This is a genomic window from Geothrix oryzisoli (assembly GCF_022808865.1).
GTDB lineage: Bacteria > Acidobacteriota > Holophagae > Holophagales > Holophagaceae > Geothrix > Geothrix oryzisoli.
Map to the genome: position 1 here is coordinate 25,345 of NZ_JAKZLB010000002.1, position 24,032 is coordinate 49,376.

The 24,032-nt window shown below is 67.6% G+C and carries 17 protein-coding genes and 1 other RNA gene; 13 read left to right on the forward strand and 5 right to left on the reverse strand.

What is annotated here, in order from left to right:
• Window positions 1-79 precede the first annotated feature (79 nt).
• The 4 genes from MLE43_RS04870 to MLE43_RS04885 all read left to right on the forward strand — a co-directional run bounded on the left by MLE43_RS04870 (window position 80) and on the right by MLE43_RS04885 (window position 6,471).
• Window positions 80-2,626 carry a TolB-like translocation protein gene (locus MLE43_RS04870; RefSeq protein WP_243302354.1) on the forward strand — a complete coding sequence of 849 codons (2,547 nt, stop codon included), beginning with the start codon at window positions 80-82 and terminating at the stop codon, window positions 2,624-2,626.
• A 20-nt stretch (window positions 2,627-2,646) separates the two neighbouring features.
• Window positions 2,647-3,825 (forward strand): metallophosphoesterase, encoded by a 1,179-nt coding sequence (locus MLE43_RS04875; RefSeq protein WP_243302355.1) that lies wholly within the window; start codon window positions 2,647-2,649, stop codon window positions 3,823-3,825.
• A gap of 91 nt (window positions 3,826-3,916) precedes the next feature.
• Entirely contained in the window at window positions 3,917-4,300 is a 384-nt protein-coding gene (locus MLE43_RS04880; RefSeq protein ID WP_243302356.1) for a BlaI/MecI/CopY family transcriptional regulator, read from the forward strand.
• Window positions 4,297-6,471, forward strand: coding sequence for a M56 family metallopeptidase (locus MLE43_RS04885; protein WP_243302357.1), 2,175 nt, complete (start codon window positions 4,297-4,299; stop codon window positions 6,469-6,471). Before MLE43_RS04880 ends, MLE43_RS04885 begins: the two co-directional genes overlap by 4 nt.
• A 46-nt stretch (window positions 6,472-6,517) precedes the next feature.
• Here the strand turns inward: MLE43_RS04885 and MLE43_RS04890 are convergent, their stop codons facing one another.
• On the reverse strand, window positions 6,518-8,557 hold the full coding sequence (locus MLE43_RS04890; RefSeq protein WP_243302358.1) for an ATP-dependent DNA helicase: 2,040 nt from the start codon (window positions 8,555-8,557) through the stop codon (window positions 6,518-6,520).
• 118 nt (window positions 8,558-8,675) lie between these two features.
• Entirely contained in the window at window positions 8,676-9,134 is a 459-nt protein-coding gene (locus MLE43_RS04895) for a 23S rRNA (pseudouridine(1915)-N(3))-methyltransferase RlmH (protein WP_243302359.1), read from the reverse strand.
• Between the two features lie 90 nt (window positions 9,135-9,224).
• On the opposite strand from MLE43_RS04895, the gene MLE43_RS04900 reads away from it, so the two are divergent.
• From MLE43_RS04900 to MLE43_RS04940, 9 genes are all read left to right on the forward strand, one after another.
• Window positions 9,225-9,845 carry a hypothetical protein gene (locus MLE43_RS04900; protein WP_243302360.1) on the forward strand — a complete coding sequence of 207 codons (621 nt, stop codon included), beginning with the start codon at window positions 9,225-9,227 and terminating at the stop codon, window positions 9,843-9,845.
• A gap of 84 nt (window positions 9,846-9,929) precedes the next feature.
• Window positions 9,930-11,165 (forward strand): Glu/Leu/Phe/Val family dehydrogenase, encoded by a 1,236-nt coding sequence (locus tag MLE43_RS04905; RefSeq protein WP_420843173.1) that lies wholly within the window; start codon window positions 9,930-9,932, stop codon window positions 11,163-11,165.
• Between the two features lie 117 nt (window positions 11,166-11,282).
• Window positions 11,283-12,338 (forward strand): hypothetical protein, encoded by a 1,056-nt coding sequence (locus tag MLE43_RS04910; protein ID WP_243302362.1) that lies wholly within the window; start codon window positions 11,283-11,285, stop codon window positions 12,336-12,338.
• A 118-nt stretch (window positions 12,339-12,456) separates the two neighbouring features.
• The gene (locus tag MLE43_RS04915) at window positions 12,457-12,930 is read left to right on the forward strand and encodes a YcxB family protein (RefSeq protein ID WP_243302363.1); all 474 of its coding nucleotides are present in this window, start codon (window positions 12,457-12,459) and stop codon (window positions 12,928-12,930) included.
• Entirely contained in the window at window positions 12,927-13,505 is a 579-nt protein-coding gene (locus MLE43_RS04920) for a DNA-3-methyladenine glycosylase (RefSeq protein WP_243302364.1), read from the forward strand. The genes MLE43_RS04915 and MLE43_RS04920 overlap by 4 nt, the downstream gene beginning before the upstream one ends.
• Before the next feature lie 31 nt (window positions 13,506-13,536).
• A complete protein-coding gene (locus tag MLE43_RS04925; protein WP_243302365.1) occupies window positions 13,537-13,740 on the forward strand; it encodes a tautomerase family protein in 204 nt (67 codons plus the stop codon).
• 95 nt (window positions 13,741-13,835) lie between these two features.
• Window positions 13,836-14,226: a transfer-messenger RNA gene (ssrA, locus tag MLE43_RS04930) on the forward strand.
• A gap of 163 nt (window positions 14,227-14,389) precedes the next feature.
• On the forward strand, window positions 14,390-15,589 hold the full coding sequence (locus MLE43_RS04935; RefSeq protein ID WP_243302366.1) for a tyrosine-type recombinase/integrase: 1,200 nt from the start codon (window positions 14,390-14,392) through the stop codon (window positions 15,587-15,589).
• 387 nt (window positions 15,590-15,976) lie between these two features.
• On the forward strand, window positions 15,977-16,924 hold the full coding sequence (locus MLE43_RS04940; RefSeq protein WP_243302367.1) for an SDH family Clp fold serine proteinase: 948 nt from the start codon (window positions 15,977-15,979) through the stop codon (window positions 16,922-16,924).
• Window positions 16,925-16,930: 6 nt separating this feature from the next.
• On the opposite strand, the gene MLE43_RS04945 is transcribed toward MLE43_RS04940, so the two are convergent.
• The 3 genes from MLE43_RS04945 to MLE43_RS04955 form a co-directional block, all read right to left on the reverse strand.
• Window positions 16,931-17,596: a hypothetical protein gene (locus MLE43_RS04945; protein WP_243302368.1), complete on the reverse strand. Its 666-nt coding sequence runs from the start codon at window positions 17,594-17,596 to the stop codon at window positions 16,931-16,933.
• A gap of 193 nt (window positions 17,597-17,789) precedes the next feature.
• Window positions 17,790-20,882 (reverse strand): BPTD_3080 family restriction endonuclease, encoded by a 3,093-nt coding sequence (locus tag MLE43_RS04950; RefSeq protein ID WP_243302369.1) that lies wholly within the window; start codon window positions 20,880-20,882, stop codon window positions 17,790-17,792.
• Window positions 20,879-23,971, reverse strand: a complete 3,093-nt coding sequence (locus MLE43_RS04955; RefSeq protein ID WP_243302370.1) for a site-specific DNA-methyltransferase — start codon at window positions 23,969-23,971, stop codon at window positions 20,879-20,881. The genes MLE43_RS04950 and MLE43_RS04955 overlap by 4 nt, the downstream gene beginning before the upstream one ends.
• Between the last annotated feature and the right edge of the window lie 61 nt (window positions 23,972-24,032).

The following is a 24,032-nucleotide window of genomic DNA, read 5'->3' on the forward strand; positions in this document are numbered from 1 at the left end:
TAACCATGAATTTCAAGACCCTTTTTGAGATGGGTTCTCAAAAAATGATTTCCGTCACCGCCTGGGTTCACACTGGGGCATGCGCTCCCGATCCCTGTTGCCCGTCCTGGCCTTCCTCCCAGCCCTGGTCCAGGCGGCTCCGCCGCGAGTCCAGGCCCCGGACGCGCCCTGGCTCACCTTCACCACGGCCCACTACCGCATCCACTGCCCGGCGGCCTTCGAGGCTTTCGGGCGCGAGGTGGCGGGGCGCGTCGAGGGCATCCACGCCCAGTACCTCGGGCTGGTCGGCTATGCCTACGAGAAACCCGGCAAGCCCATCGACATCCTGATCCTGGACCCCGTCATGGAGTCCAACGGCCAGGCCCTCCCCATCCTTCAGCGGCCCCATGTGGTGCTGTGGAAGACGGAACCCGAGCCCGATTCCGTCATCGGCCACCACCACGGCTGGGCCGAGCTGCTGGTGGCCCACGAGCTGGGCCACATGCACCACCTGCTGCGCCCCGCCCGGAAACCGAGCCTGTGGCGCCGCTGGACCGCGGCGCTGGGGCCCCTCGCGGAGAAGTCGCCCCGCTGGGTCACGGAGGGCTACGCCACGGTCATCGAGGGCCGGCTCACAGGCAGCGGCCGCCCGCACAGCGCCTTCCGCGCGGCCGTGCTGCGCCAGTGGGCCCTCGAAGGCAAGCTGCCCACCTACGAGGCCCTGAATGGCACGGGCGGCTTCCTCGGCGGCAGCATGGCCTACCTGGGCGGCAGCGCCTACCTGGAGTGGCTGGAGGCCAGGTCCGGTGATCCGAAGATCCTCCAGACCCTATGGCTCCGCCTTGCGGGCAAGCGCAAGTTCAACGACGCCTTCAAGGCCACCTTCGGCTTCGGCCCCAAAGACGGCTACCAGCGCTACTGCGCGGAGCTGACCCACACGGCCCTGGAACTGGAGCGCCGCGCGCGCACCGAGGGGCTCCGTGAGGGCGATCTGGTCACCCAGCTCCCGGGCTGGGCCTCGGATCTGGCCCTGAGCCCGGATGGCACGCAGCTCCTGGCCAATGTGCAAGGTCCCCGGAAGCCTGGCCTCTACGTCTGGGACCTGAACGCGGCCCCCAAGCCGGCCAAGGCCGAACCCGGGGAGCCCGCCGACCACACTCCCCTCGCCCCCGTCCTGCCGCCGGCCCACCGCCTGGGATCGATCGACGGGGCCCTGCCCTGGAAGCCGCGGTGGACGGCTCCCGGCCACATCGCCTTCCAACTGCGCCTGCCCGACGGCGAAGGCGTCCTGAAACCGCGGCCGCGGGAGTGGGCCGTCGGGCCCGGCCCGGCTCCGGTGCCTCCGCCCGCCCGGTCCGAGGCACCGGGCCGACCCACCTGGAAGGAGGTGGACGGCATCTGGAACCTGCTCGATGGTCAGGGCCGGCCCCTCACCCGCACCCTGGCCGCCGCCTGGAACCCCGTCATCACGCCCGACGGCAAGTGGATCTACTACACCCAGCTCAGCGCCTCGGGCGTCCAGATCCGCCGCCTCGACACCGCGCAACCGCCCCTCGAGACCAGGCCCCTGCCGAGCGATCCCGCCCCCCTCGTGAAGGACCAGATCCTTCCGAAACCCGACGAACCCAGCCCCCTGCCGGCACCGGTGGCCGTGGAACCCCACCCGTATCGGATCGGGGACAGCCATGACACCTTCACCCTGGCCGGGTACAGCGCCACGCCCTCGGGCCTCAGCGCCCAGCTCGGCGCCGGCGGCAACGACATCCTCGGCCGCCTGAACTGGCAGGTCCTGGCGGGCCTCGGCGACGGCGCGGGGCCGCGCGGCGGCATGGCCGGCGCCACCTGGCGGGGCTGGCGCTGGGCGCCTTCCCTGCAGGCCTTCTCCATCCTGGAGCGCCCCTCGAGCCAGCGCTTCGCCCCGGTGGCCGGCTTCGACCGGGAGCGGCGCGGCCTGGAGTGGGCCTTCGCATGGGCGGACCTGGGCCGCCCCTGGTCGCACCTCCGGCCGGTCGTGGCCTTCGAGCGGGTGGAACCCGTGGACGGGGCCGCGCTCCACCGCGCGCTCTGGGGGGCGGTGGCCGACCTCGGCAGCTTCTGGAGCCGCGACGGGCAGGGCCTCCGCGCCGACCTGGCCGCCCGGGGGCAGCAGGGCCGCACCGACGGCCACGCCTGGAGCCTGGCCCGCGCCTCGCTGACTCTGGGGTGGATCAATCCCTGGTCCCCGCTCACGATCCGGCTGGAGGAAGGCCGCATCGGAGGCGAACCCACCGCCCTGGATCACTTCCACCAGGGAGGCGTGGCCACCTCCCTGCTGCCCGCCTCGCTGGACGCCAACCGGGTGGTCCAGGCGGCCCTCCCCGCCTACACCGCCACGGGCAACCGCCTCCAGCGCCTGCGGGGCGACTGGCGCCTGGGCCTCCTCCAGGCCTATGTCGAGCACACGGCGGTCTGGCAGGATCCCGCGCCCCGGCCCACGGCGCAGCGGGTGGCGGGCCTCGAACTGGACAGCCGCAACCTGGGCCTGCCTCAGGATGTGCTGCGGCGCCTGGCGGGAAACCTCTCCTTCACCCTGGGCCTCCACCGGCCCTTGGACGGCGCCATGAAGGGCCGTACTGTGGGAACCCTCAGCGTGATCGTGCGGCCGTGATCCCTTCCCTGGAACCTTGAATGCTCTTCCTCATCGGCCTCGTCCTCATCTTCCTGGTCCAGTGGCTGCACCTGCGCCTCCTGCGCCTGGAGCTGCCGGGGCGGTACTACCGCATGCTGCCCTGGGTCCTCGTCCTCCTCCACGTCCCCCTGATCCTCTTCGCGGGACTCCGGATCCTGGGACTCGGAGGTCCGGGCGCCCTGCCGCTGCTGCGCGCCATGGCCCGGGGCGGGTTCTACTTCCAGGCCTTCACGGTGCTGCACCTGCTGGCCGGCATGACGGCCGAAGGGCTCTGGCATCTCTGGCAGCGGAACGAGCCTGAGCCGGTCGGCGAGGCCGTGGACCCCGGGCGCCGGACCTTCCTGAGAACCGCCGCCCTCGCCAGCACCGGCGCGGCCGTGACCTTCGGCGCCGTCGGGTCCCGGGAGGCCTACGGGGGGCCGAGCATCACCCGGCGCGACCTGGCGTTCAAGGACCTGCCTCCCGGCCTGGACGGCCTCCGCCTAGCCCACCTCAGCGACCTCCACTCCGGGCCCCTGGTGGGACCGGAGGTCCTGCGCCGGTGGCGCGAGGCGGCGGCCCGGGAACGCCCCGACCTGCTCCTCTTCACGGGTGACCTGGTGGACAGCCGCCCGGAGGAGCTGGCCCCGCTCCTCGAAGCCTTCCGGGACTTCGCCGCGCCCCTCGGCACCTTCGCCGTGCTGGGCAACCACGACTACTTCGATGATCCGCGCCCCATCTGGCGGGACCTGGAGGCCGCCGGCATCCGGTGCCTCGAGAACACCTCGGCCATGGTCCGGCGCGGAGGCGACACCCTGGCCATCATGGGCCTGCAGGACCCCATGGCGCGGAATGGCCGCTTCCGCCGCATGGTCTTCGGCCCCGGTCCACGGCCCGCGGAAGCCGCCCGCGACGTGCCCGCCGATGCGTTCCGCCTCTGCCTCAACCACCGGCCCAGCGAGTGGGAGAAGGCCCTGGAGGCGGGGGCCAAGCTCACCCTCTCGGGCCACACCCACGGCGGCCAGATCAATCCCATCCCGGGCATCAGCAGCGCCCACCTCCTTGGTCCCCGCACCGGGGGCCTGTACCGCGAGGGGGAAGACCTGCTCTACGTGAGCCGGGGCCTGGGGGTCGTCGGCCTGCCCCTCCGCATCGGCGCCCCCCCCGAGATCGCCATCCTCACGCTGAGACGGGGCTGATCCACGGGCCCCGACAGGCTACGAAGATTTTCGTTGCTCGCTACGAAACTTGTCGTATCTTGGGGGCATCCCTCCCTTGGAGCCCTATCCCATGCAGCCTTTCCCCCGCCCCACCGATGCCGAGCTCGCCATCCTGCGGGTGCTCTGGGAGCGGGGACCGAGCACCGTGCGGCAGGTCTACGAGGTGCTGTCGGCCGAGCGGGAACTGGGCTACACCACCGCGCTGAAGATGCTGCAGATCATGCATGAGAAGGGTCTGGTGCAGCGGGACGTCACGGACCGCACCCATGTCTTCTCGGCCACCCAGACCCAGGTCCAGACTCAGCGGACCATGCTCGACGACCTGCTGGACAAGGCCTTCGGGGGCTCGTCCCTGAACCTGGTCATGCAGGCCCTGGCCACCCGCAAGGCCAGCCGCGAGGAGCTGGCGGAGATCCGGAAGATGCTCGACCAGGCGGAAGGAGGGAAGCGATGAATCCTTTTCCGATGGACCCGCTGCTGTCGCTTGTCCGCGAACCCTGGGCCCGGAACCTGGGCTGGAGCCTCCTCCACTTCCTGTGGCAGGGTGCCGCCCTGGGCCTGCTGGCCTGGCTGCTGCTGGCCCTGCTCCGAGGGGCCAGCGCCAAGGCCCGCTATGGCGCCGCCTGCGCCCTCCTCCTGCTGATGGCGGCGGCGCCGGTGGTCACCTTCCTGCTTCTCCAGCGACAGGCCCCCGCCCCAGCCGAGCCCCTCTCCCTCACCGTGGCGGCCCTGACCGGCGAGCCGGCGGGGGAGGCGCCTCTGCCCCTGCGGATGAAAGCCGCCCTGGACGCGGCCCTGCCCTGGCTGCTGGGCACCTGGGCCCTGGGCGTGCTCCTGCTGTCCACCCGGTTCCTCGGCAGCTGGATCCGCGTCCAGCGCCTGCGCCGCCGCAACTCCTCGCCCGTCCCCGCCGAGTGGCACCTGGTGCTGTCGCGGCTCTGCCGGGAGCTGAGGCTCTCCCGCACCGTGCGCCTCCTCCAGTCCGCCGCCGTGGAGGTGCCCACCGCCCTGGGCTGGCTGCGCCCCATCATCCTCCTGCCCGCCTGCGCCCTCACCGGCCTGGCCCCCGCCCAGCTGGAAGCCGTGCTGGCCCACGAACTGGCCCACATCCGCCGGGGCGACTTCCTGGTGAACCTCCTCCAGTCCCTGGTCGAGGTGGTGCTCTTCTACCACCCCGCCGTGTGGTGGCTCTCCGCCCGCGTCCGTGCCGAGCGGGAGCTCTGCTGCGACGACGCGGCGGCCGCCCTCTGCGGTGATCCCCTCATCCTGGCCCGGGCCCTCACCGACCTCGAGGCCCTGCGCGACCCCGACTCCCCCGCCCCCACCCACCTGGCCCTGGCCGCCAACGGAGGTTCCCTCATGCACCGCGTCCGCCATCTGCTCCAGCCGGCCCTGCCGGCCTCCAATGCCGCCCGCGCCACCGCCCTGGCCCTGCTGGCCGCCTCCCTCCTGGGCGCGGCGGGGGCGGTCTTCCAGGACAAGGGGAAAGAGCCCCCCACACCCAAACCGGATCAGAACACCCGCATGAAGGTGATCGACGGCGAGCGCCAGATGGACGTGCAGATGAAGGGCGAGGTCAAGCTCGATCCTGCGGCCAAGGATCCCGTGGTCATCCCCGGCGACGGCAGCTTCCGCGTGGAGGAGAAACAGGGCGTGAAGGCCCGGACCTACACCGTCACCAAGGACCAGCGCACCTACACCGTGGACGGCCGGGAGCAGCCCCTGGATGCCGAAGGGGAGGCCTGGGTGCGTGGCGTCGTGAAGGATGCCGCCAAAGCCACCACCGCCCGGGAGAAGGTGCGCCGGGTGGAGATCCGCACCCGACACCTCGGCGACCATGCCCGGGGGCTGGACGCTCGCGCCCGGGACCTGGAGGCCCGCGAGCGGGAGCTGGATGCCCACACTCACGACCTGGAAGCCCGGACGAAGGACCTGGAGCATCGCGCCCAGGTCCTGACACCCGAAGAACAGACCCGGCTCAAGGCCGATGGAGAGCGCCTCAAGGTCGAAGGCGAACGGCTCAAGGCCGAAGGCGAACGGCTCAAGGCCGAAGGCGTGAAGCTCAAGGCCGAGGCCGAGCGGTTCAGAAATGATCCCGAAATGAAGGCCCTCATCGCCAAGGCCGAGCAGGAGGGCCGCAGGGTCCGCGTCGAGGTGCTCAAGCAGAAGGACGCCGAACCCGACACCCTGGTGATCCGGCGCCACGAGGACGGTCAGGAGGTCGTCGAACGGCGGGTGAAGGTCCTCCGGAAGGGTGGCGGCAACGGCGAGGGGCCGACCTGGGCCGTCATCGGCCCCGGGGGTGAGGAGGTCATCGTCGAGGGGATGGACCAGGCGATCCCCATCCCACCCCAACCCATGCCCAGGATGCGCATCCTGCCCCGCGGCCATCGCCAGGGCGGCGATCCCCAGGCCGAGATGGCCGCGATCAAGGCGGAGCTGAAGGCCCTCCAGACCCGGCTCGACCAGCTGCAGAAGGAGATGTCCACCACCCCGAAGCCCCCCAAGGCGCCGAAGGTCCCGACGGCCCCCAAGCCCAACTCCGTCCCCCCACCCCCGCCTCCGCCGGACGCTCCTCCCGCTCCTCCCGCTCCGCCCACGCCGCCCGCCGAGTCCGGAAACTGACCTCGCCGTGCTCTACCTGTGAATCGGGCCCGCATGCGGGCCCGATTCACAGCAGGCGGAGGAAGGTCTCCACCCGCTCCCAGTCCCGCGTCACCGGGAAGGGCGGGAGCGCCGCCCGCACCTGCGCGGCGTAGCGCTTCCCCAGGCGGTCCTCGCTGGGCAGCATGAGGCGCGGATCCAGCACCGCCACCACGCCGCGGTCGCCGCGGGTGCGGATGAGGCGGCCGATGCCCTGCTTGAGCTTGAGTGTCATCTGGGGCACCTGGATGCCGATGAAGCCGAGGCCGTCGCGCTGGGCGTCCGCCTCGCGAATGCGGGCCTGGAGCACAGGATCGTCCGGGGGCGCGAACGGGAGCGCGGAGACCACCACCAGGCTCAGCGCGTCGCCCGGCAGGTCCACGCCCTGCCAGAAGCTGGCGAGGCCCAGCAGCACGGCCGACGGCGTGGCCCGGAAGCGGTCCAGCAGCTGGGTGCGGGACAGGCCGTCGCCCTGCACGAAGAAGGTGAGCTCCGGCAGTGCGTCCTCCAGCCGCGGGCGGAAAGCCGCCAGCATCTTGCGGCTGGTGAAGAGCAGGAGGGCCCGGCCCCGGCTGGCCCGCAGCATGCGCTCCATGGCCGAGAGCGACGCCTCGATCCAGGCGGGGTCGCCGACCCCGCCGCCGCTGCCCGGGCGGCGCTCCGGCAGGTCCGGCGGCACGAAGAGCAGGCCCTGGGCCTCGAAGTCGAAGGGGCTCTCCACGTGCTCGGCGACCTCCACCTCGGGCCGGGTGAGGCCCAGGCGCAGACCCAGGCCGTTGAAGCCGCGGCCGTCGCGCAGGGTGGCGCTGGTCAGCACCACGCTCTCGAAGCCGCGGCGCACATGCTGGTGGAAGAAGGGCCGTACGTCCACGGGGTTCGACTTGAAGTGGACGAGGTGCGCGCCCTCCCGGTTCACGGTGGACACCCAGCCCTCCGGCTGGGCGAAGATCTGCTCCATGCGGGAGAAGGCCGTGCCCACACGCTCCGCGAGGCGCATCCAGAGCGGGTTCTCGGGGTCGGCGGCCGCCAGGCGCCGGGCCTCCATCCACAGGGGGTGGCCCGCCTCCACCCAGGCCCCCACGCCATCGGCCAGGGCCTTCATCTCGGGGCCGGGGCTCAGCAGGGGCAGGACGCCGCCTTCCAGGGGCACCCAGGTGAGGAGGTCGGTCCAGGCCCGCTCCCAGGGCTCCAGCAGGCCGAGCAGCGCGGCCCCCGACCCCTTGGCCGCGTCGCGCAGGTCCGTGAACAGCAGGTTCATGGCGCGGCTGGACCAGGCCTCGGCGCAGCTTTCGGTGAGCTGCTCCTCCAGGTCGTGGGCCTCGTCGAGGATGAGCACCGGCGCGTCCGGCAGCACCTGGCCAAAGGCCGATTCGCGCAGCACGCGGTCCGCCAGCAGCAGGGCATGGTTGACGATGATGAGGTCGGCCTCGGCCACCTCCGCCCGCAGCTTCGTGAGGAAGCAGTCCTCGTAGCGGGGGCATTGGCGCCCCGTGCAGCGCTCGGCCCGGGCATTGAGCTTGTCCCAGAGGGGCGACTCACCCTCGCCGAAGCGGCCCAGGCCCTCGCGGTCGCCGTCCTGGGTCTCGCGGGTCCAGCGCTGGAGGGCCAACCAGAGCTGCTGGTCCGCCCGGGTGAACTCCAGGTGGGCGTCCGTGGACACGGCCTCCCAGGCCGTGCGGCAGAGGTAGTTGGCCCGGCCCTTGGCCAGCACGGCCTTGATGGGGCGCCCCAGGATGCCCGAGGCCCGGGGGACGTCCTCCTCCAACAGCTGGCGCTGGAGCTGCTTCGTGCGCGTGGCCACCAGGATGGGGCGGCGCCCCGCGGCCAGGGCCGGCACCAGGTAGCCCAGGCTCTTGCCGGTGCCCGTGCCCGCCTCCACGGCCTGGATGACGGCTTCGGGCCGGGCCTCGGGCTCGCCGCCGCCATCACGCCACTTCTGGAAGCGGGCCGTGCCATCCACCACGGCGTTGTGGACCAGCTCCGCCATGCGCCGCTGGCCGGGCCGGTCCTCCGCGCCGGGGAAGCAGGCGAAGATCCGGCCCTCCGGCGGGGCGAAGTAGCGGTCCATGGGATGCGCCATCGAATCAGTGTGGAGCAAAGGCGGAAAAAGGGCGAACGATCGGACGGTTCCGCCTGGGTGGGTCACGAAGAACTGCAACGACTCGCCGCCGGGCGGTCCCCCTTGATTATTTGTGGTAGTCCTTGCCCCGAAGGATGGTGAAGGCCCGGTAGAGCTGCTCCAGGAGCATCACCCGGCTCAACTCGTGGGGGAAGGTCAGGGGTGACAGGCTGAGTTGTTCCTTCACTTCGGCTTTGAGGGCCGGATCGAAGCCATGGCTGCTGCCCAGGACGAAGGCCAGGCTGGCCCCCCGGTCCATGCGTTCGCCCAGCCACCGGGACAGGGCCTCACTGTCCCGGAGCTTGCCCTCCGGCGTGAGGAGGACGGGGCAGGTCACCGCCTTCAGCTTCGGACGCAGGCGCTCGGCTTCTTCCCGCAGCTGGCGGGCGGGATCACCCTTCCCTTCGGCCAGTTCGAGGACCTCCATCCGGGCATAGGGACGCAGCATGTCGAGGTAGTGGCGCTCCAGGCCCCGGCAGGGTTCCAGGCGCAGACGACCGAAGGCGATCAACCCGATGGGATACATGATCCCATTGTGATGAATTTCCCTTGGCAGCGCCGCAGGAAGGCTCCACCATCCTTTACATTCAGGTCATTCCGTTCCGGAGGTTATCCCATGCGACGTACCTTGATGCTGCCCCTCGCCAGCCTGCTCCTCGTGCCCGCCTTCATGGGCTGCAGCAGCGACGAAATCCCGACCACTCCGCCCGCTGCCGCGACGGAACCCGCCGACATCCTCTACCACCTGCAGTATCTGGCCGTGCGCAAGGACTACAAGCATGCGGCCCTCATCGCCCCCATCACCCCCGATGTGGTCTTCCCCTCCGCCCGCCAGATGCACATGGACGCCAAGGCGCTGGGCATCACCCTCACCCCCGAGGAGTTGAAGGGCCTGGGCATCGAGCACCTGGCCGCCAAGCTCGACGAGCTGCCCGGCGGACCTGATCCGGTCAACTTCCCCGATTACACCGTGAAGGATGCCCGGCTGGCCTACAACGCGGGCATCTACCGCCTGACCAAGGGCCTCACGGCGAAGTCTTGGGGCAAGATGCGGCACATGGGCATCACGGACAACGCCGCGGCCCGCCAGTTCGGCTCCCAGACCATCGTGAAGGACATGGCGATCGGCTTCGACGGCACCAAGATCCTCAACGTCAGCTGCCTCAAGAAGCCCGATGGCACCTACGGCGTCTCCTTCATGCGCTACCTGGTCTCCCTCAAGGGCCTGAAGCAGTAGCAGCGGAATCCCGTTCGCCGCGGCCCCGGGTGACCGGGGCCGCGCTATGCTAGGCGCCGGTGGGGGTTCCCCATGACCGGACCCATGAACCTCTTCGACAACGTGAACCGCCAGTTCGACGAGGCCGCCGATATCCTCGGGCTCTCCCAGGAACTGCGGGAGCTGCTCAAGACGCCCTACCGGGAGATCACCGTCGCCATGCCCATCCGCATGGAAGACGGCACCCTCCGGGTGTTCAAGGGCTACCGGGTGCAGCACAACGGCGTGCGGGGCCCCCAGAAGGGTGGCATCCGCTTCCACCCGGACCTGGTCCTGGATGATGTGCGCGCCCTGGCCAGCCTCAACACCTGGAAGACCGCGGTGGTGAACATCCCCTTCGGCGGCGCCAAGGGCGGCATCCAGTGCGATCCCTCGAAGATGTCCCAGCACGAGTTGGAGATGCTGACCCGGCGCTACATCTCCAAGATCTCCATGGTGCTCGGACCCACCCGCGACGTGCCCTCACCGGACCTGAACACCAACGCCCAGACCATGGCCTGGGTGCTGGACGAGTACGGCCGCAAGAACGGGTACCAACCAGCCTGCGTCACCGGCAAGCCCCTCGAGCTCGGCGGCAGCCAGGGCCGGGAGGCCGCCACCGGCAAGGGGGTGGCCATCTGCGCGCGGCAGGCCTGGACCCAGGTGCTGGGCCGCGACCTGCAGGGCGCCCGGGTCGTGCTCCAGGGCTTCGGCAATGTGGGCAGCTTCGCCGGGAAGTTCCTCGCCGAGATGGGTGCCCGCATCGTGGCCGTGGCCGACCACGGCGGTGCCGTGCGCCGGGGGGAGGGCCTCGACGTGCCCGCCCTCTTCGCCTACGTGCGGCAGAACCGCGGCACCGTGGCGGGCTTCCCGGGGGGCGAGGCCTTTGACCCCGCGACCGTGTGGGCCCAGGACGGCGACATCCTCGTCCCCGCCGCCCTTGGTGGCGTGCTGACCCAGGCCACGGCTCCCGAGGTGAGGGCCCGGCTCATCGTGGAGGGCGCCAACGCCCCGACCACCCCCGAGGCGGACCGGGTCTTCCGGGAGCGCGGCATCACCTTGATCCCCGACATCCTGGCCAATGCCGGGGGTGTCACCGTGTCCTACTTCGAGTGGGTGCAGAACCTCCAGCAGCTGTTCTGGGACGAAGCCGAGATCTTCGAGAAGGAAGAGAAGATCCTGATCCAGGCCTTCCACGACGTGGAGGAGAAAGTGAAGCTGCATGGCTGCACCTGGCGCACCGGCGCCCTCGTGCTGGCGCTGGAGCGGGTTAAGAAGGCCAACGAGCTGCGCGGCTGGTAGGTTTCCCGTCACAAGAGGGCCCAGCCTGGCTTTTGCGGGTGGCTTTTCCTTCTGACGCCTGGGAAAATCCTCAATTGGGCTGGCGGGGCGTCCCGAGACACCGGCCGCGGAGGATGCATGTCCAAGAAGAACGTCGTCCATGTGGTCGGCACGGGGACCATCGGCGAGCCGCTGATCGGCCTGCTGACGGAGTACAAGAAGGAACTGGGCATCGACGACGTCACGTTCCACAAGAACAGCGTCAGCGAGCGCCCCAAGGTGAAGGCCCTGTTGCGCCGCGGCGCCAAGCTCGCCGTCGACGGCGACAAGGTGGAGGGCTTCAAGGCCCTGGGCATCGAGGCCGCCATGCTCCACGACCAGGCCCTGAACGAGGCCACCGTGGTCATCGACTGCAGCCCCAAGGGCATGGACATGAAGGAGAAGCTCTACACGAAGTACGAGCACAACACCAAGGGCTTCATCGCCCAGGGCAGCGAGTTCGGCTTCGGCACCATGTACGCCCGCGGCATCAATGACGACGTGCTCAAGAAGAGCGGCCAGTATGTGCAGGTCGTGAGCTGCAACACCCACAACCTCTCCTGCATCATCGACACCCTGGCCCTGGCGGAGGGGGACGACAACCTGGTGGAGGGCAGCTTCGTCTGCATGCGCCGCGCCAACGACATCAGCCAGGTGAAGGACTTCTGCCCCGCGCCCCAGGTGGGCACCCACAAGGAGGGCAAGTTCGGCACCCACCACGCCCGCGACGCCTACCACCTGTTCCAGACCCGGGGCCTGGAGCTGAACCTGTTCAGCAGCGCCATCAAGCTCCCCACCCAGTACATGCACAGCCTCTGGTTCGACCTGCGCCTCAAGCGCCCCACCACCCTCGAGGCCCTCAAGACCCGCATCAAGGCCAACGACCGCATCGCCATCACCGAGAAGAAGGACGCCAACACCGTGTTCTCCTTCGGCCGCGACCAGGGCCACTACGGCCGCATCCTCAACCAGACCGTGATCCCCCTCAGCACCCTCGCCATGCCCAACGAGAACCGGGTGGTGGGCTTCTGCTTCACGCCCCAGGACGGCAACAGCCTCCTCTCCAGCGTGGCCGCCGCCCTGCACTTCATCCACCCCGAGGACTTCGAGGAGCGCATCCAGGTGCTGAAGCCCTACTTCTTCGACGAAGTGTAGGCCGGCCCGGATCGCTCCGCGGTTCGAGTTCGTGAAAGGGCCCGCTCGCGGGCCCTTTCTTATGGAATGCTTTTCCTCATCTCGGGCCGCACAGCGGCGCGAGCCCTCCGGGACGACCATGCACATCACCGCCACCTACACCCTCACCGCCAACGAGGCCCTGCGGGGCGCGCGGACCTTCAAGCGCATCTGGTACCAGGTCTCCGTGGGCGCGGGCCTGGGGTTGATGCTGCTGGGGGCCTTCAACCTTGCCCCGGGACAACGGGTGCCGGGCCTGTTCCTGATCCTGAACGGCCTGCTCTTCGCGGGGCTGCCCGAGGTCGTCCTTCGGCTGGCCCGGCGCCGGCGCGGGGCCGACGCCTACACGCCTGTGGAGGTGGTCTTCGACGACGAGGGCCTCACCCTGCGCACCGACGCCAGCGAGGGCGGCCTGCCCTGGACCGGGTTCGCGAAGATCCAGCGCCAGAGCGGCTTCTGGATCTTCCGCACCGGCCCATCCCAGGCCGTGCTCCTGCCCGAGCGGGCCCTGGATGCCGCCGCCAGCGCCGAGCTGGAGGCCTTCCTCCGGGCCCGGAAGCTGCTGCGGCCATGAACCTCGAAGGCCCCGTCGACGCCGTCGCCCGGTCCCTGCTGGGCATGTGGCTGGTGCGCGAGGAGGTCAGCCTCCGCATCACGGAAGTGGAGGCCTACGGGGGGCCCGGGGACAGCGCCAGCCATGCCCGCCACGGCCGCACCGCCCGCAATGCGCCCATGTGGGGGCCGCCGGGCCGGGCCTATCTCTACTTCTGCTATGGCATGCACTGGATGCTGAACGTGGTCACCGGACCCGAAGGCGAGGCTTCCGCCGTGCTCATCCGGGGCGCCGAAGTCGTGGCCGGCCTGGAGACCGTCCTGGCGCGCCGGAACACCACCAGGACCTTGTCCCAGCCCTGCGCGGGCCCCGGCAAAGTGGCCCAGGCCCTGGGGCTCGACAAGACCTTCGACGGCCACGATCTGCTGGCCTCCGGTGGCCTGGAGCTGCGGCCGGGAACGCCCCCGGCCCACCTCCTCGCCGGCCCGCGCCTCGGCATCGGCTTCGCCACCGCCGAGGATCGGGCCCAGCCCTGGCGCTACGCGGACGGCGACAGCCGGGCCGTCCTGCATCGGAAGGCCCTCTCCCCCTTCTGAATCCGACTATGCTTCCACCCGGGAGGCCGCCATGCCCTATGTGAACATCCGCATCACCCGCGACGGGGCCACCGCCGAGCAGAAGGCCCGCCTCATCCAGGGCGCCACCCAGCTCCTGGTGGACGTGCTGGGCAAGAACCCCCAGACCACCGTGGTGACCATCGACGAGGTGGAAACGGACAACTGGGGCATCGGCGGCGAGACCGTCACCGCGCGGCGGAAGCAGGGGAAGTAGCTCCCGTACCTTGTGGATCCGGGGAGGACTCCCCATACTCAGGATCCGCTTCAACCGAACCTTCGAGGAGGGGAGGAAGAAGCCACTCGACCCTTGGGGGTGACCGGTTTCGACAGGTCGTGATCCAGGTGTTCGGTGCAGGCGGGGGTTGGACGGCTGGCCCCCTCATCAAGCCGCCCAAATCAAACTGCCAACGATAACTTCGAACTGGCTCTCGCTGCCTAGGGCAACCTAGGCTCCGAGCGAGTCCTCGGGATCTCTGGGTACCGAGCTCGTTAAACCTCCGAAAGGGTGGCTTCGGCCTGCCGGACGGAGGCACCAGATAGGCCGCCGCGACGCCCCCTGACAGCGGCCGAGATAAGGGGGCACACGTCCCGAGCGGCTCGTCCGTTCCCCGCCGGGAGGTTTCAAGAGCGGACCAAGCCTGTGGAAGAGCCGCCATCCGGCATGTCTTGGACGTGGGTTCGACTCCCACCACCTCCACCAGCACGTTTTCCGAGGGCATCCGAAGGCGTCCGATTCACCCAGCAATTTCAACGAATCGGCGCCATCGGGAGTCCGACCGGGTCCGAATGCATCCGTTGCGATCCGGGGGTAACTGGGGGCAAGATTTGGGGCAACTGGGGCCCCGCCCCAAGGAGTTGCCCCCATGCCCCTTACTGATGCCGCCCTGCGCAAAGCCAAGGCCGGCGTGAAGCCTGTTCGGCTCCACGATGAGCGCGGCCTCTACCTGGAAGTCGCCCCGAGCGGGGGTAGGTGGTGGCGCCTGAAATACCGCTTCGACGGCAAGGAGAAGCGTCTCTCGCTGGGGGTCTACCCCGACGTGGGGCTGAAGGAGGCCCGTGAGAGCCGGGACGAGGCGCGGAAGCTGCTGAGCCAGGGTGTGGACCCCGGGGAGCACCGGAAGGCCAAGAAGGCAGCCAAGGCGGACCGTGCAGCCAACAGCTTCGAGGTCGTGGCGAGGGAGTGGGTCAAAAAATTCGCTCCGACCAAGACAGAAAAATACTGGGATGGCGTCCTTCGGCGCTTCGTCCGCGACATTTTCCCCTGGATCGGGGATCGGCCGATCTCCGACATCTCCGCCCCCCAACTGCTCGAGGTGGTTCGCAGGATCGAGGCACGCGGGGCCCTGGAGACGGCCCATCGAGCCCTGGGGTCCTGCGGGCAGGTGTTCCGGTATGCGGTGGCCACGGGGCGGGCCGAACGCGACCCCTCAGCGGACCTCCGGGGAGCCATCCCCCCGGCCCAAGGAAAGCACATGGCGGCCACCACGGACCCGGAGCAGCTTGCGGGCTTTCTGCGGGCCATGGAGGGCTACGAGGGCGGCCTCATCGTGCGCTGCGCCCTCCGCCTGGCCCCCCTCGTCTTCGTGCGTCCTGGGGAGCTTCGCCATGCCGAGTGGGCCGACATCGACCTCGTCGCAGCCGAGTGGCGCTACCTCGTCACCAAGACCCAGACGCCGCACATCGTGCCCCTCGCCACCCAGGCCGTGGCCATCCTGAAAGAGGTCCAGCCACTCACCGGGAGAGGGCGATTCGTATTCCCAAGTGCGCGGAGCACCGCCCGCCCCATGAGCGACAACGCCATCCTGGCGGCCCTCCGGCGAATGGGCATCGGCAAGGAGGAGATGAGCGGCCACGGGTTCCGGGCCGTGGCTCGGACCCTCCTGGAAGAAAAGCTAAACTTCCGTGCCGACTTCATCGAGCATCAACTCGCCCATGCCGTGCGCGACCCCAACGGCCGGGCCTACAACCGCACGACCCACCTCGAGGAACGGCGCAAGATGATGCAGGCGTGGGCTGACTATCTAGACGCCCTTCGGGCGGGGGGCCCGGGTAATGGGGCTTAAGCAGCCGGTCCCATACATCGGCATCCGAGCCAATGTTGCCGATTCATCCAGGTAAGCATCTTGCTTTTGGACGGCGGTCCGCCTCGTCGATCAACGATGATCGGCGGTTTTACGGCCGGTCGTGATGCGGTTGTGATACTTTTTTTCTCAAGTTCACCTAAATTGAGGTTCGGAGGCACCCATGGCTGCAAGAAAGGCGGGCGCAACCCTCGACTTGGCTCACGTGAGCAAGGTGTTCAAGGACATGGCCAAATATTCGCCTTATGTCCCGGCGTACCAGGCACCCATCGATACTCCAGCACCCCCCTTACGCGATCCAAAGACGGGGGCGCTTCTTTCACGGTTTCGGTACTCCGACTCTTCTGCCTCCGTGTTTGAGGAGAAGTAATGCCGAATTGGCATGATCTGAATGCCGAGATCCAGAAGATCCGGCAGATAGGCCAGATGCACCACATGACCGCCTTCGATCAGGTTCGGAGGAACGCGTTAAAAGTGCTGCATGACCTAACCGGCAGAAACGTCATCGTCTACTACAGCGGTTGGCTCCAGAAAATGGACCTCCAGCGAAGTCATGGGCGTGATTTCAGCATCCATGATGGGGACAAAAATGGCTTCATGGCTGTCATCCATCGTTTAGATCGGTCTCGGGGACTCGACTTACTGATGCACACTCCGGGGGGTGACTTGGCCGCCACGGAGTCACTAGTGGATTACCTTCACGCCAAATTCACAGATATTCGAGTTGTGGTCCCGCAAATTGCCATGTCCGCAGGGACCATGGTTGCGTGTGCCTCGAACCGCATCCTAATGGGAGATCAATCAAGCATCGGCCCCATTGACCCGCAAATATTTGGAATGCCCGCGCACGGCATTCTGGAGGAGTTCGCTCAAGCTGGTCGAGAAATATCGAAGGACGCTTCAAGGATTCCGCTTTGGCAGCCCATCATCGCGAAGTACGACCCGACCTTGATCGGTGAATGCATGAAGGCGACCGTGATGAGTCAGGAGATGGTGGCTAACTGGCTCGAACAGAGAATGTTCCAGGGCCTGTCTACCCGGTCTGCAAAGGCCCGGGCAAAGAAGATCGTGCGAGAGTTAGGTGATCACGCCCTAACCAAATCACATGCTCGGCATATATCAAAGCAGAAGGCCACGGCTCTTGGACTGGTCGTGGAGTCACTTGAAGCCCCCGGCAATGAAGACCTCCAAGATGCGGTATTGACCGTCCATCACGCCTGCGTTCACACCCTGTCTTCAACGCCTGCCCTAAAAATCATCGAGAATCACGATGGTGTGGCATTCATTGAGCAGGCGATGGTACAGGCGCCTGGCTGATTGCCATCATTGATTCGGTTGGCTGAACTTCGCCCGCCAGTCGCCCAGACTGAGCCCGAGCAGGATGCCGCGCTGAAAGGAGGTCAGCCCAAGCCCGGAAGCCCCGAGGGGGAAGACCACCTTGTGGGGGTGGACCATCGGGTCCCACAGGAGTGACAACAGGGCCGGCAGGAGGCCGGCCGTGGCCATCCCCTCGGGGCAGAAGTAGAGCGTGCCACGGCCTTCCTGAAGTTGCTTCAGGAGCCTTGGGACCGTCACCTCGGCCGCCCATTGAAACTGGTGATCCCAGTCGAGCGGATCCGCAGGTGGCGCCACCGGGAGGAACTCGATCTGAGCGCCGTCGTGCCCAGTCGGGTCGCAGTTCCGCCATTCGGAGGGCAGGATCAACGACTCCCACCCGGACCAGACCAACGTCTCTCCCTCGGGCCCCCCCTTGCGCTCCGAATAGGGGCCCAGGCGATCAACCACCTGGTTCTCGCTGGCCAGTTGGAACACCATCTTGTTCTGGAGCCCGTGGAGCGCGTCCAGAATGCCCTTCTGCCAGCCATCCTGGTCCTCCCGCGGCGCCCGCCGGCGAGGGGTGGCCAGCAGCAGGGTGCCCGGAGTGTTCACCCAGGGAACGTTGATCCGATGCAGGTGAAGAAGAGGGTGTGCTGGTCGAGGGGTGGGCATGGGAACTCCTGTCTTCACTTCCCGGTGAGCGACTGCGATTAAAGAACGGGAAATCCTCCGTAGTGGCTGGGGGTGGGACTCGCGTTGAATCGATCCGGGCCCGTTCTCTGGGACATTTAGCCCAGAATCAGTAATTACTGAAAGCGATATGACACTCGTTGTCTAAATGGGCCTAATCGCGGCCATTAGCGATTCAGGCCCAGCCTTCCGACCTGACCCTGCCGATGAGCGCCTGCAGTTCGTTCGGGGCCTTGCAGACCTCGAACCGCCACTTCCCCAGGGCCCCCCACCGGTTCACGGCACGGACCCACCGCCGGGCGGCCTCGTGCTTGGCTTGGTCCTGGTCATCCTCCTGCCCCTTGATCTCCAGGACCAGGGTGCGCCCGGGCTCGATCTGGACCAGGAAGTCCGGCTGGTAGCTGTGCCCCTGACCTTCGTAGTCGTAGGGGATGTTGAACTCCAGGCGTTCGTTCTTGGCATAGCAGCGGAGCTTGCCCTGTTTGGCGGCAAGTTCGAGGTGGAAGGACGCGCTCTGCTCCCACTGCTTCGTGTCCAGGGCGACCTGGTTGATGTGGCTGGCCTCGGTGGGTTGGCAGGGCTTGGTGGTCTTGAAGTCCACGCGAGCGGTGGTGCCCTTGGCTTGGTAGCGGTTGAGGATGGGCACCAGGGCCTCCTCCCCCTTGGCCTCGTCGGGTTCAATGGCCGTCAGGAAGCGGTCCGTCAACCGGGCCATATACCGGTCCAGGCCCAACTCGGCGGGGTGGCAGTCGTTCCACTCCACCTTGGTGGCGGTGTAGGCCTTCACGAACCGCAGGACCTGGGGGAACAGCTGCTGCCGACCTTGGGTGCGGGCGCTGAGCCGCTGGTCGCCCTTGCCCTCCAGGAGCCCCCACACGACCCGACGGGCCAGTTCGAACTCCAGAGTCTGCAGGTGGGTCGTCTCGTAGTAATGCTGGCGATCCTGGGCAACGGTGGGGAACTGGCCGTAGCCGCTGGGGGTGCCCTCGGCGTAGCCGACCTGGGGTGCGACGAAGACCGCCGTGGGCTCCTCCATCGGCTCCAGACCGAGCGGCTCCATGCCGGCGACATTCGCCTTGATGACGTTGCGGCTGAGCGCGAAGGCGTAGCCCTCCACGTTGGGGAACTCGATCTCGAGGTCCTTCCGCTCCGGCAGCGCCTTCACGTGTTGCCTGGGTTTGTCCTCCGGCGCGGCCTTCTTCACCGGCCGCCCCTTGAAGGGGATGACCGAGAATGGCACCCCGTAGACATCCACGTACTCCTCGTGGAGCATGAGCCGCCCCCGCTCGTCCCGGTAGGGCTCGTAGTCCATACGCCGCAGGCCACGGCCAACGACCTGCTCGCAAAGCAACTGGCTGCCGAAGGCGCGGAGGCCGAGGATGTTGGTCACCGTGTTGGCGTCCCAGCCCTCGCTGAGCATCTGGACGCTCACGACGCAACGGACGTGCTCGCCCGGCTCGCCTTTCACGCCCACGGTGGAGACGATCCGCCGCAGTTCCTCGGCAGCCTCCTTCCGGCCGCCCCCCGTGGAAGACTCCGCCTCGGCCAGGAGCTTCGAGTCGATGCGGATGGTGACCCGACGCGTTGGCGTGTTGGCGAAGGCGGCTTTCAATGCACTCGGGCCGTAGGCCACGCTGCGCTTCTTCTTGGCCCGCTTCGGCGCCTCCTCATCCTCGTCCCCGTCGACCTCCTTGAGGGCCGTCTCGCCGCTGATGCGCTCGAAGAAGAGTTGGGCGATGTCTGTGTTGTCGCACACCACGATCAGGACCGGCGGGACCTTCTCCTGGCCTGGCGTGGCAGCCTCGGTCAGCTTGAATCGTTCCTCCCACTGGTCGGCCAGGGTCTTCAGAGCCCCCTCGGCCTGGGTCCAGACCACGTCCGGCTTCGGCTTACCGCCCGACAGCTTCTGGCCCGGTTTCAGGCTCTCCCGGATCTGTTCCCACAGCCGGAAGTATTTGGGGTCAGGCTTGCCGCTTTCATCGGTCTGCCCCGTGGAATCGGCAACAGGGAGTCGGGGGATTTTGGTGATCCCGCTCTCGATGGCGTCCACCAAGCCGAAGTCAGACACCAGCCAGGGGAAGGGCGATCCTTCCACATGCCCTGATCCCTTGAGGTAGAACGGGGTGGCCGACATATCCACGCAGAAGCGCACGCCCACGCCCTGGTTGAGCCGGTCGAGGCCCTGGATCCACTGGGTCGCCTCTTCCAGGTCCGCCTTCTCCTCGGCGCTGAGTGGTGTGCCCTCCGACACCGGGGCCGGGCGGTAGGCATGGTGGGCCTCATCGTTGAGCACCAGGATGGGCCCGCGGCCGTGCAGTTCGCCCAGGAATCGGCGGGCGAAGGTGTCAGGGTCCTCTTCCCCCTTGTTCACCACGCGGTAGGCCACGCCGTCCTCGACGTTCGCACTTTCCAATGCCAGCTGGTGCCAGTTCTCCACCTTGACCCGGCCCTTCCGCATCTCCGGCATCAGGGCCTCGGGCACGATGTCGAACTTGCGGTAGTAGTTGTCGGCCCGATCAGGGCGCAGCACCTGCAGCCGATCCTTGATGGTCAGATTCGGGCAGGCCACGAACACAGCCCCGGGAAAGCGCTGGCTCTGGGGGTTCCGGGCCCGATTGCACAGCGTCCAGGCAATGAGCATCGCCATCACCACCGTTTTGCCACTCCCGGTCGCCATCTTGCAGCCATAGCGGCGCAGGGCGGCCAGAGCCGGGTCGGAGGGCCGGTCCAGGAGGGCCGGGGGGACGTTCATTAGGTCTTGGGCGAAGCGCGGCACCTCGCCCTGGAGCAGGGCCTGGAATTCCTCAAGGCGGAGCCATTCGTCCTTGATTGGGCGCCCCTGGGCATCCTGGGGGTGACGGACGCGGTGGCCCGCCTCCAGCACTTCGGTCAGGTAGATGACCGTCTCCACCGCCTCCCGCTGGCAGAAGAAGAGGCGCCGCACCCGGTCCTCCCGGCTCCAGTGAAGTAGAAGCTGGCGCGTCACCGGGGTCACATGCGGATAGCCGCTCGCCCGCCAGTCGCGCACATTCCTGCGGAGCATGTTCACCAGCGGGAGGTCGTCCTCATCTTCCTCGATGAATAGGCTGCGTTGGCGGCTGCCCGTGACGCTGCCCTGGTGCCAATAGCGGCTGGGGCGCCGGCCATCCTGCTGGATGTGCTGGTGGTGGTCCCGGTCGTAGTGCCAGTGGGTGTCCGGCTCGTCGTAGGGAGAGCAGAGAATGGGCTGAGCGACCGGCTGGACAGGAATCGGGGCCTGGTCGGTCATGCCCGTTTCCCCTCGGCATCGAGGCTGTGGGTCGCCATCACCTCATTGCCGCGGAGGTCCACGACCTTCACCGCGCAACGGCGATACTTGCCGGCGGCGAAGGGAAGGCTCTCCGTGCCCGCGAACGCCTTGAAGCGTTCGGCGTCGGCGCTCTTGAGAGCCTTGGCCAGCTTCTCCCAGGCCGTCTTGTCGGGAAAGAACGCCTGGGAGATGCAAAAGGCGCGGCCGTCGTAGTCCTGGTCCACGAACCACGCTGCCACCTTGTCAGCCTTGGTATCCGTCAGGCTGTGGTCCACGGGGTTGTAGACGTCCACCCCCTCCATGTGCACTCGGAACTCTCCGCCCTTAAGGCGTTCGAGACGAGTGCGGGGCATGCCCATGGCCGTGAACAACTGGGCCCCGGGCCCCTCCTTCAATAGCCCGGACATGGCCACGTCCGGCCGGATCAGCAGCAGGTGGGTGCGCACCTCCCCACCTTCCTGGGCATGGGCCTGGATCGCGCCCTGGGCCACGCCATCGAAGCCGAACCCCGCGAACACCAGTTCCTGGAACCCCCGCTGATAGGCCAGCCGAAGCGCCTGAGCCACCTGGAACTCGGTCACGTTGCCGATGCGGGGGCCGATGCTCACCGCCACGCGTCGCTCCGGGTCGCCCCAGGCGCCCTGGCCGTGGAGGACGGCCTGCCCCGTTAGAGGTTCGAGCCGCGCGAAGTCCTGGTGCTGGTTGTCGAGGAAATCTACCCCCTGGCGGCGCAGCCACCCCAGCACCTGCTCCTGGAACGCCTCGGCGTTCTGGGGGGCCGTGCCGGGGTCGAAGACGGGCAGGTCACCCTCGGTGCCCTCGATGGGCGAATCGACCTCCAGGCTTTCGAGGGCGGGCAGGACGGACTCTACGGTGAAGGGGCCGCTGACCCGCGTGATGCCACGCACCGGGTTGGGCTGGTCGACCAGTTCCTCCTCGGCCACGTTAGCTGCGATGCAGGCGTTGACTTCGTCCATCTTCGCTCGCCACGCGGCGCGGTAGGTCGTCACGCCCTCACGCAGGGCTTGAGGCCAGTCCTCATCCGTGTCCAAGGGCACCTCCCAGGCGAACCAACCCACGAAATCCAAGTCGACGGTTGCACGCTTCTTGGCTTCGTCGCTGCGCTCCCTGCCGTCCGGTGGCAGCAGCCAGCGACGGCGGTCCGCATCTGTCACTGCGCGCTTGCCCTCACCCCGCTCCTTGGCCCGCAGCTTGGCCTTCAGGCTCGCGCGAAGTTCGGGAGTCACTCCCGCCAGAGCCGCGTTGCAGGCTGCCAGGGCGGCCTCCAAGAGGGGCTCATGCCGGGCAAAGATGGGGTCGAGATCGGCGTTTTTGGCGATGCGGCGCAGTGTCACATGGGGCACGGTCCTGCAGTCGAGGGTGCGCGCCTCACCTGAGTTCGGCTCCTTCAGCCAGGCACCATCGGGATTCCGTGCATGGTCTTCGTCGGTGATGGGGCGCAGGGCGTAGTAGTCGAACTTCGCCGTCATGAGCCGCTGCCGTGCCAGGGACAGAGCCACGCGGCTGGTGTCGCAGGTGATCCAGCGCCGCCCCCATTGTTCTGCCACATACGCCGTGGTGCCCGAGCCGCAGGTGGGATCCAGGACGAGGTCACCAGGATCTGTGGTCATGAGCAGGCAACGTTCAATAACCTTGGTTGCTGTTTGGACCACATACACTTTGTTGGTCGCACCGCCGACATCCGTCCAGGTAGGACCGATTGGGGTTACTGGGTAATCGTCAAAGTATTTTTTAAATCGAATTTGGGATTGAAGACGAACGATTCTGTCTGCTTTCGCTGCGCGCTCTAGGCCAGAGGTGTCTACCCCCCAATGGCGGTTCGCACCTGGGTGGAAAACTTGTCCCTGGAATGGAAAATCGACGGTCGTGGTCGTTCGGGATCCGTCTGAAGTTATAGGGTCTGGGGACCATCCATCTGAATCTTCGTCAGAGACCCTCAAGCGATCGTTTTTCCGATCCACAAACAGTTGATAGAATTTAGCTTGTTGCTTATTTTTCGCATACCACAGAACAAAATCTGAATTCTGAACTAGAAACTCTCCAGTCTGTGTTCCAGTTTTTTGAACTTGGATTTGTGAGACAAAGTTTTCGATCCCGAATACCTCATCCATCACTAACCGCAAGCGGTGCAGGTTCTCGTCGCTTATCTGCACGAAGATGCTGCCGGAGTCTGCCAAGAGTTCCTTGGCGATCATCAGGCGGTCGCGCAAATAGGCCAGGTAGGAGTGCACGCCCAACGTCCAGGTGTCGCGATAGGCACGCACCATCTCAGGCTCACGCGTCAGATCTTGGTCCCTCTCTGTTTCACGGTGGGCGTTGTCTCCAACCTCAACCTGGAAATTTCTAGAGAACTTGATGCCGTAGGGCGGGTCCAGGTAGATCGTCTGCACTTGTCCAGCCAGGTTCTCGCGCCGGGCCAGGGAGGCCATCACCTGCAGGCTGTCCCCCAGGACCATGCGGTTGGCCCAATCCACCGGGTAACGGTAGAACTGCAGTTCCTTGGCGGGGTCCAGTTCGGGGTCGGCGAATAGCCCGCGCTCAAGGTCCTGGCGCTGCACCGCCCGCAGGATGGCCTGGGTGCTCACCCGCTCGTGGATGTGTAGGGCCACCGGGTCCACCTCGAACCGCTCGGCCTCGCGCTTGCCGGCCCACTCGATCCAGGGGGCCTGGACGCTGAGCAGGGCCTTCAACTCCTCCGCTTCCGAAGCCGACAGTTGGCGTTCGCTGACCAGGGCCGCCAGTTCAGTCGCGCGATCGGCCTGACCGGTGCCATCAAAGCGGAGCGTGGGCGGCCGATGGGGGTTGTAAGCGTAGGCCAACCGCGGCGGCTCCGCGGCGCGACCCTCGGCGGCCAGTCCAGCCGGTGGGTTGTTTAGGCGCGTGGCCCGGTGCAGGTAGTTGGCGCTCTCCTCGGTGGACAACTCCAACTCAGGGGCCGTCGCCACCGGTTCCGCTGCAATCTTCTTCCCGCTGCCCTTGGGCCGCCCCCGCTTGGGCTTGGCTTCCGTCACGGACGAGGGCTCCAGAGTGAATTCCGGGTCGGACATGAACGCTCCAACACAATTAGTTTGTGTTGGACAGTTTGCCGGAGAACTCTGCCCAGGCGAA

Bases quoted from the DNA above. Each gene is read 5' to 3' on its own strand.
- MLE43_RS04945 (WP_243302368.1), bottom strand. From the start codon at position 17,596: ATGCCCACCCCTCGACCAGCACACCCTCTTCTTCACCTGCATCGGATC.
- MLE43_RS04870 (WP_243302354.1), top strand. From the start codon at position 80: ATGCGCTCCCGATCCCTGTTGCCCGTCCTGGCCTTCCTCCCAGCCCTG.
- MLE43_RS04885 (WP_243302357.1), top strand. From the start codon at position 4,297: ATGAATCCTTTTCCGATGGACCCGCTGCTGTCGCTTGTCCGCGAACCC.
- MLE43_RS04955 (WP_243302370.1), bottom strand. From the start codon at position 23,971: ATGTCCGACCCGGAATTCACTCTGGAGCCCTCGTCCGTGACGGAAGCC.
- MLE43_RS04890 (WP_243302358.1), bottom strand. From the start codon at position 8,557: ATGGACCGCTACTTCGCCCCGCCGGAGGGCCGGATCTTCGCCTGCTTC.
- MLE43_RS04895 (WP_243302359.1), bottom strand. From the start codon at position 9,134: ATGTATCCCATCGGGTTGATCGCCTTCGGTCGTCTGCGCCTGGAACCC.
- MLE43_RS04910 (WP_243302362.1), top strand. From the start codon at position 11,283: ATGTCCAAGAAGAACGTCGTCCATGTGGTCGGCACGGGGACCATCGGC.
- MLE43_RS04875 (WP_243302355.1), top strand. From the start codon at position 2,647: ATGCTCTTCCTCATCGGCCTCGTCCTCATCTTCCTGGTCCAGTGGCTG.
- MLE43_RS04940 (WP_243302367.1), top strand. From the start codon at position 15,977: ATGCCGAATTGGCATGATCTGAATGCCGAGATCCAGAAGATCCGGCAG.
- MLE43_RS04900 (WP_243302360.1), top strand. From the start codon at position 9,225: ATGCGACGTACCTTGATGCTGCCCCTCGCCAGCCTGCTCCTCGTGCCC.
- MLE43_RS04880 (WP_243302356.1), top strand. From the start codon at position 3,917: ATGCAGCCTTTCCCCCGCCCCACCGATGCCGAGCTCGCCATCCTGCGG.
- MLE43_RS04950 (WP_243302369.1), bottom strand. From the start codon at position 20,882: ATGACCGACCAGGCCCCGATTCCTGTCCAGCCGGTCGCTCAGCCCATT.
- MLE43_RS04920 (WP_243302364.1), top strand. From the start codon at position 12,927: ATGAACCTCGAAGGCCCCGTCGACGCCGTCGCCCGGTCCCTGCTGGGC.
- MLE43_RS04915 (WP_243302363.1), top strand. From the start codon at position 12,457: ATGCACATCACCGCCACCTACACCCTCACCGCCAACGAGGCCCTGCGG.
- MLE43_RS04925 (WP_243302365.1), top strand. From the start codon at position 13,537: ATGCCCTATGTGAACATCCGCATCACCCGCGACGGGGCCACCGCCGAG.
- MLE43_RS04905 (WP_420843173.1), top strand. From the start codon at position 9,930: ATGAACCTCTTCGACAACGTGAACCGCCAGTTCGACGAGGCCGCCGAT.
- MLE43_RS04935 (WP_243302366.1), top strand. From the start codon at position 14,390: ATGCCCCTTACTGATGCCGCCCTGCGCAAAGCCAAGGCCGGCGTGAAG.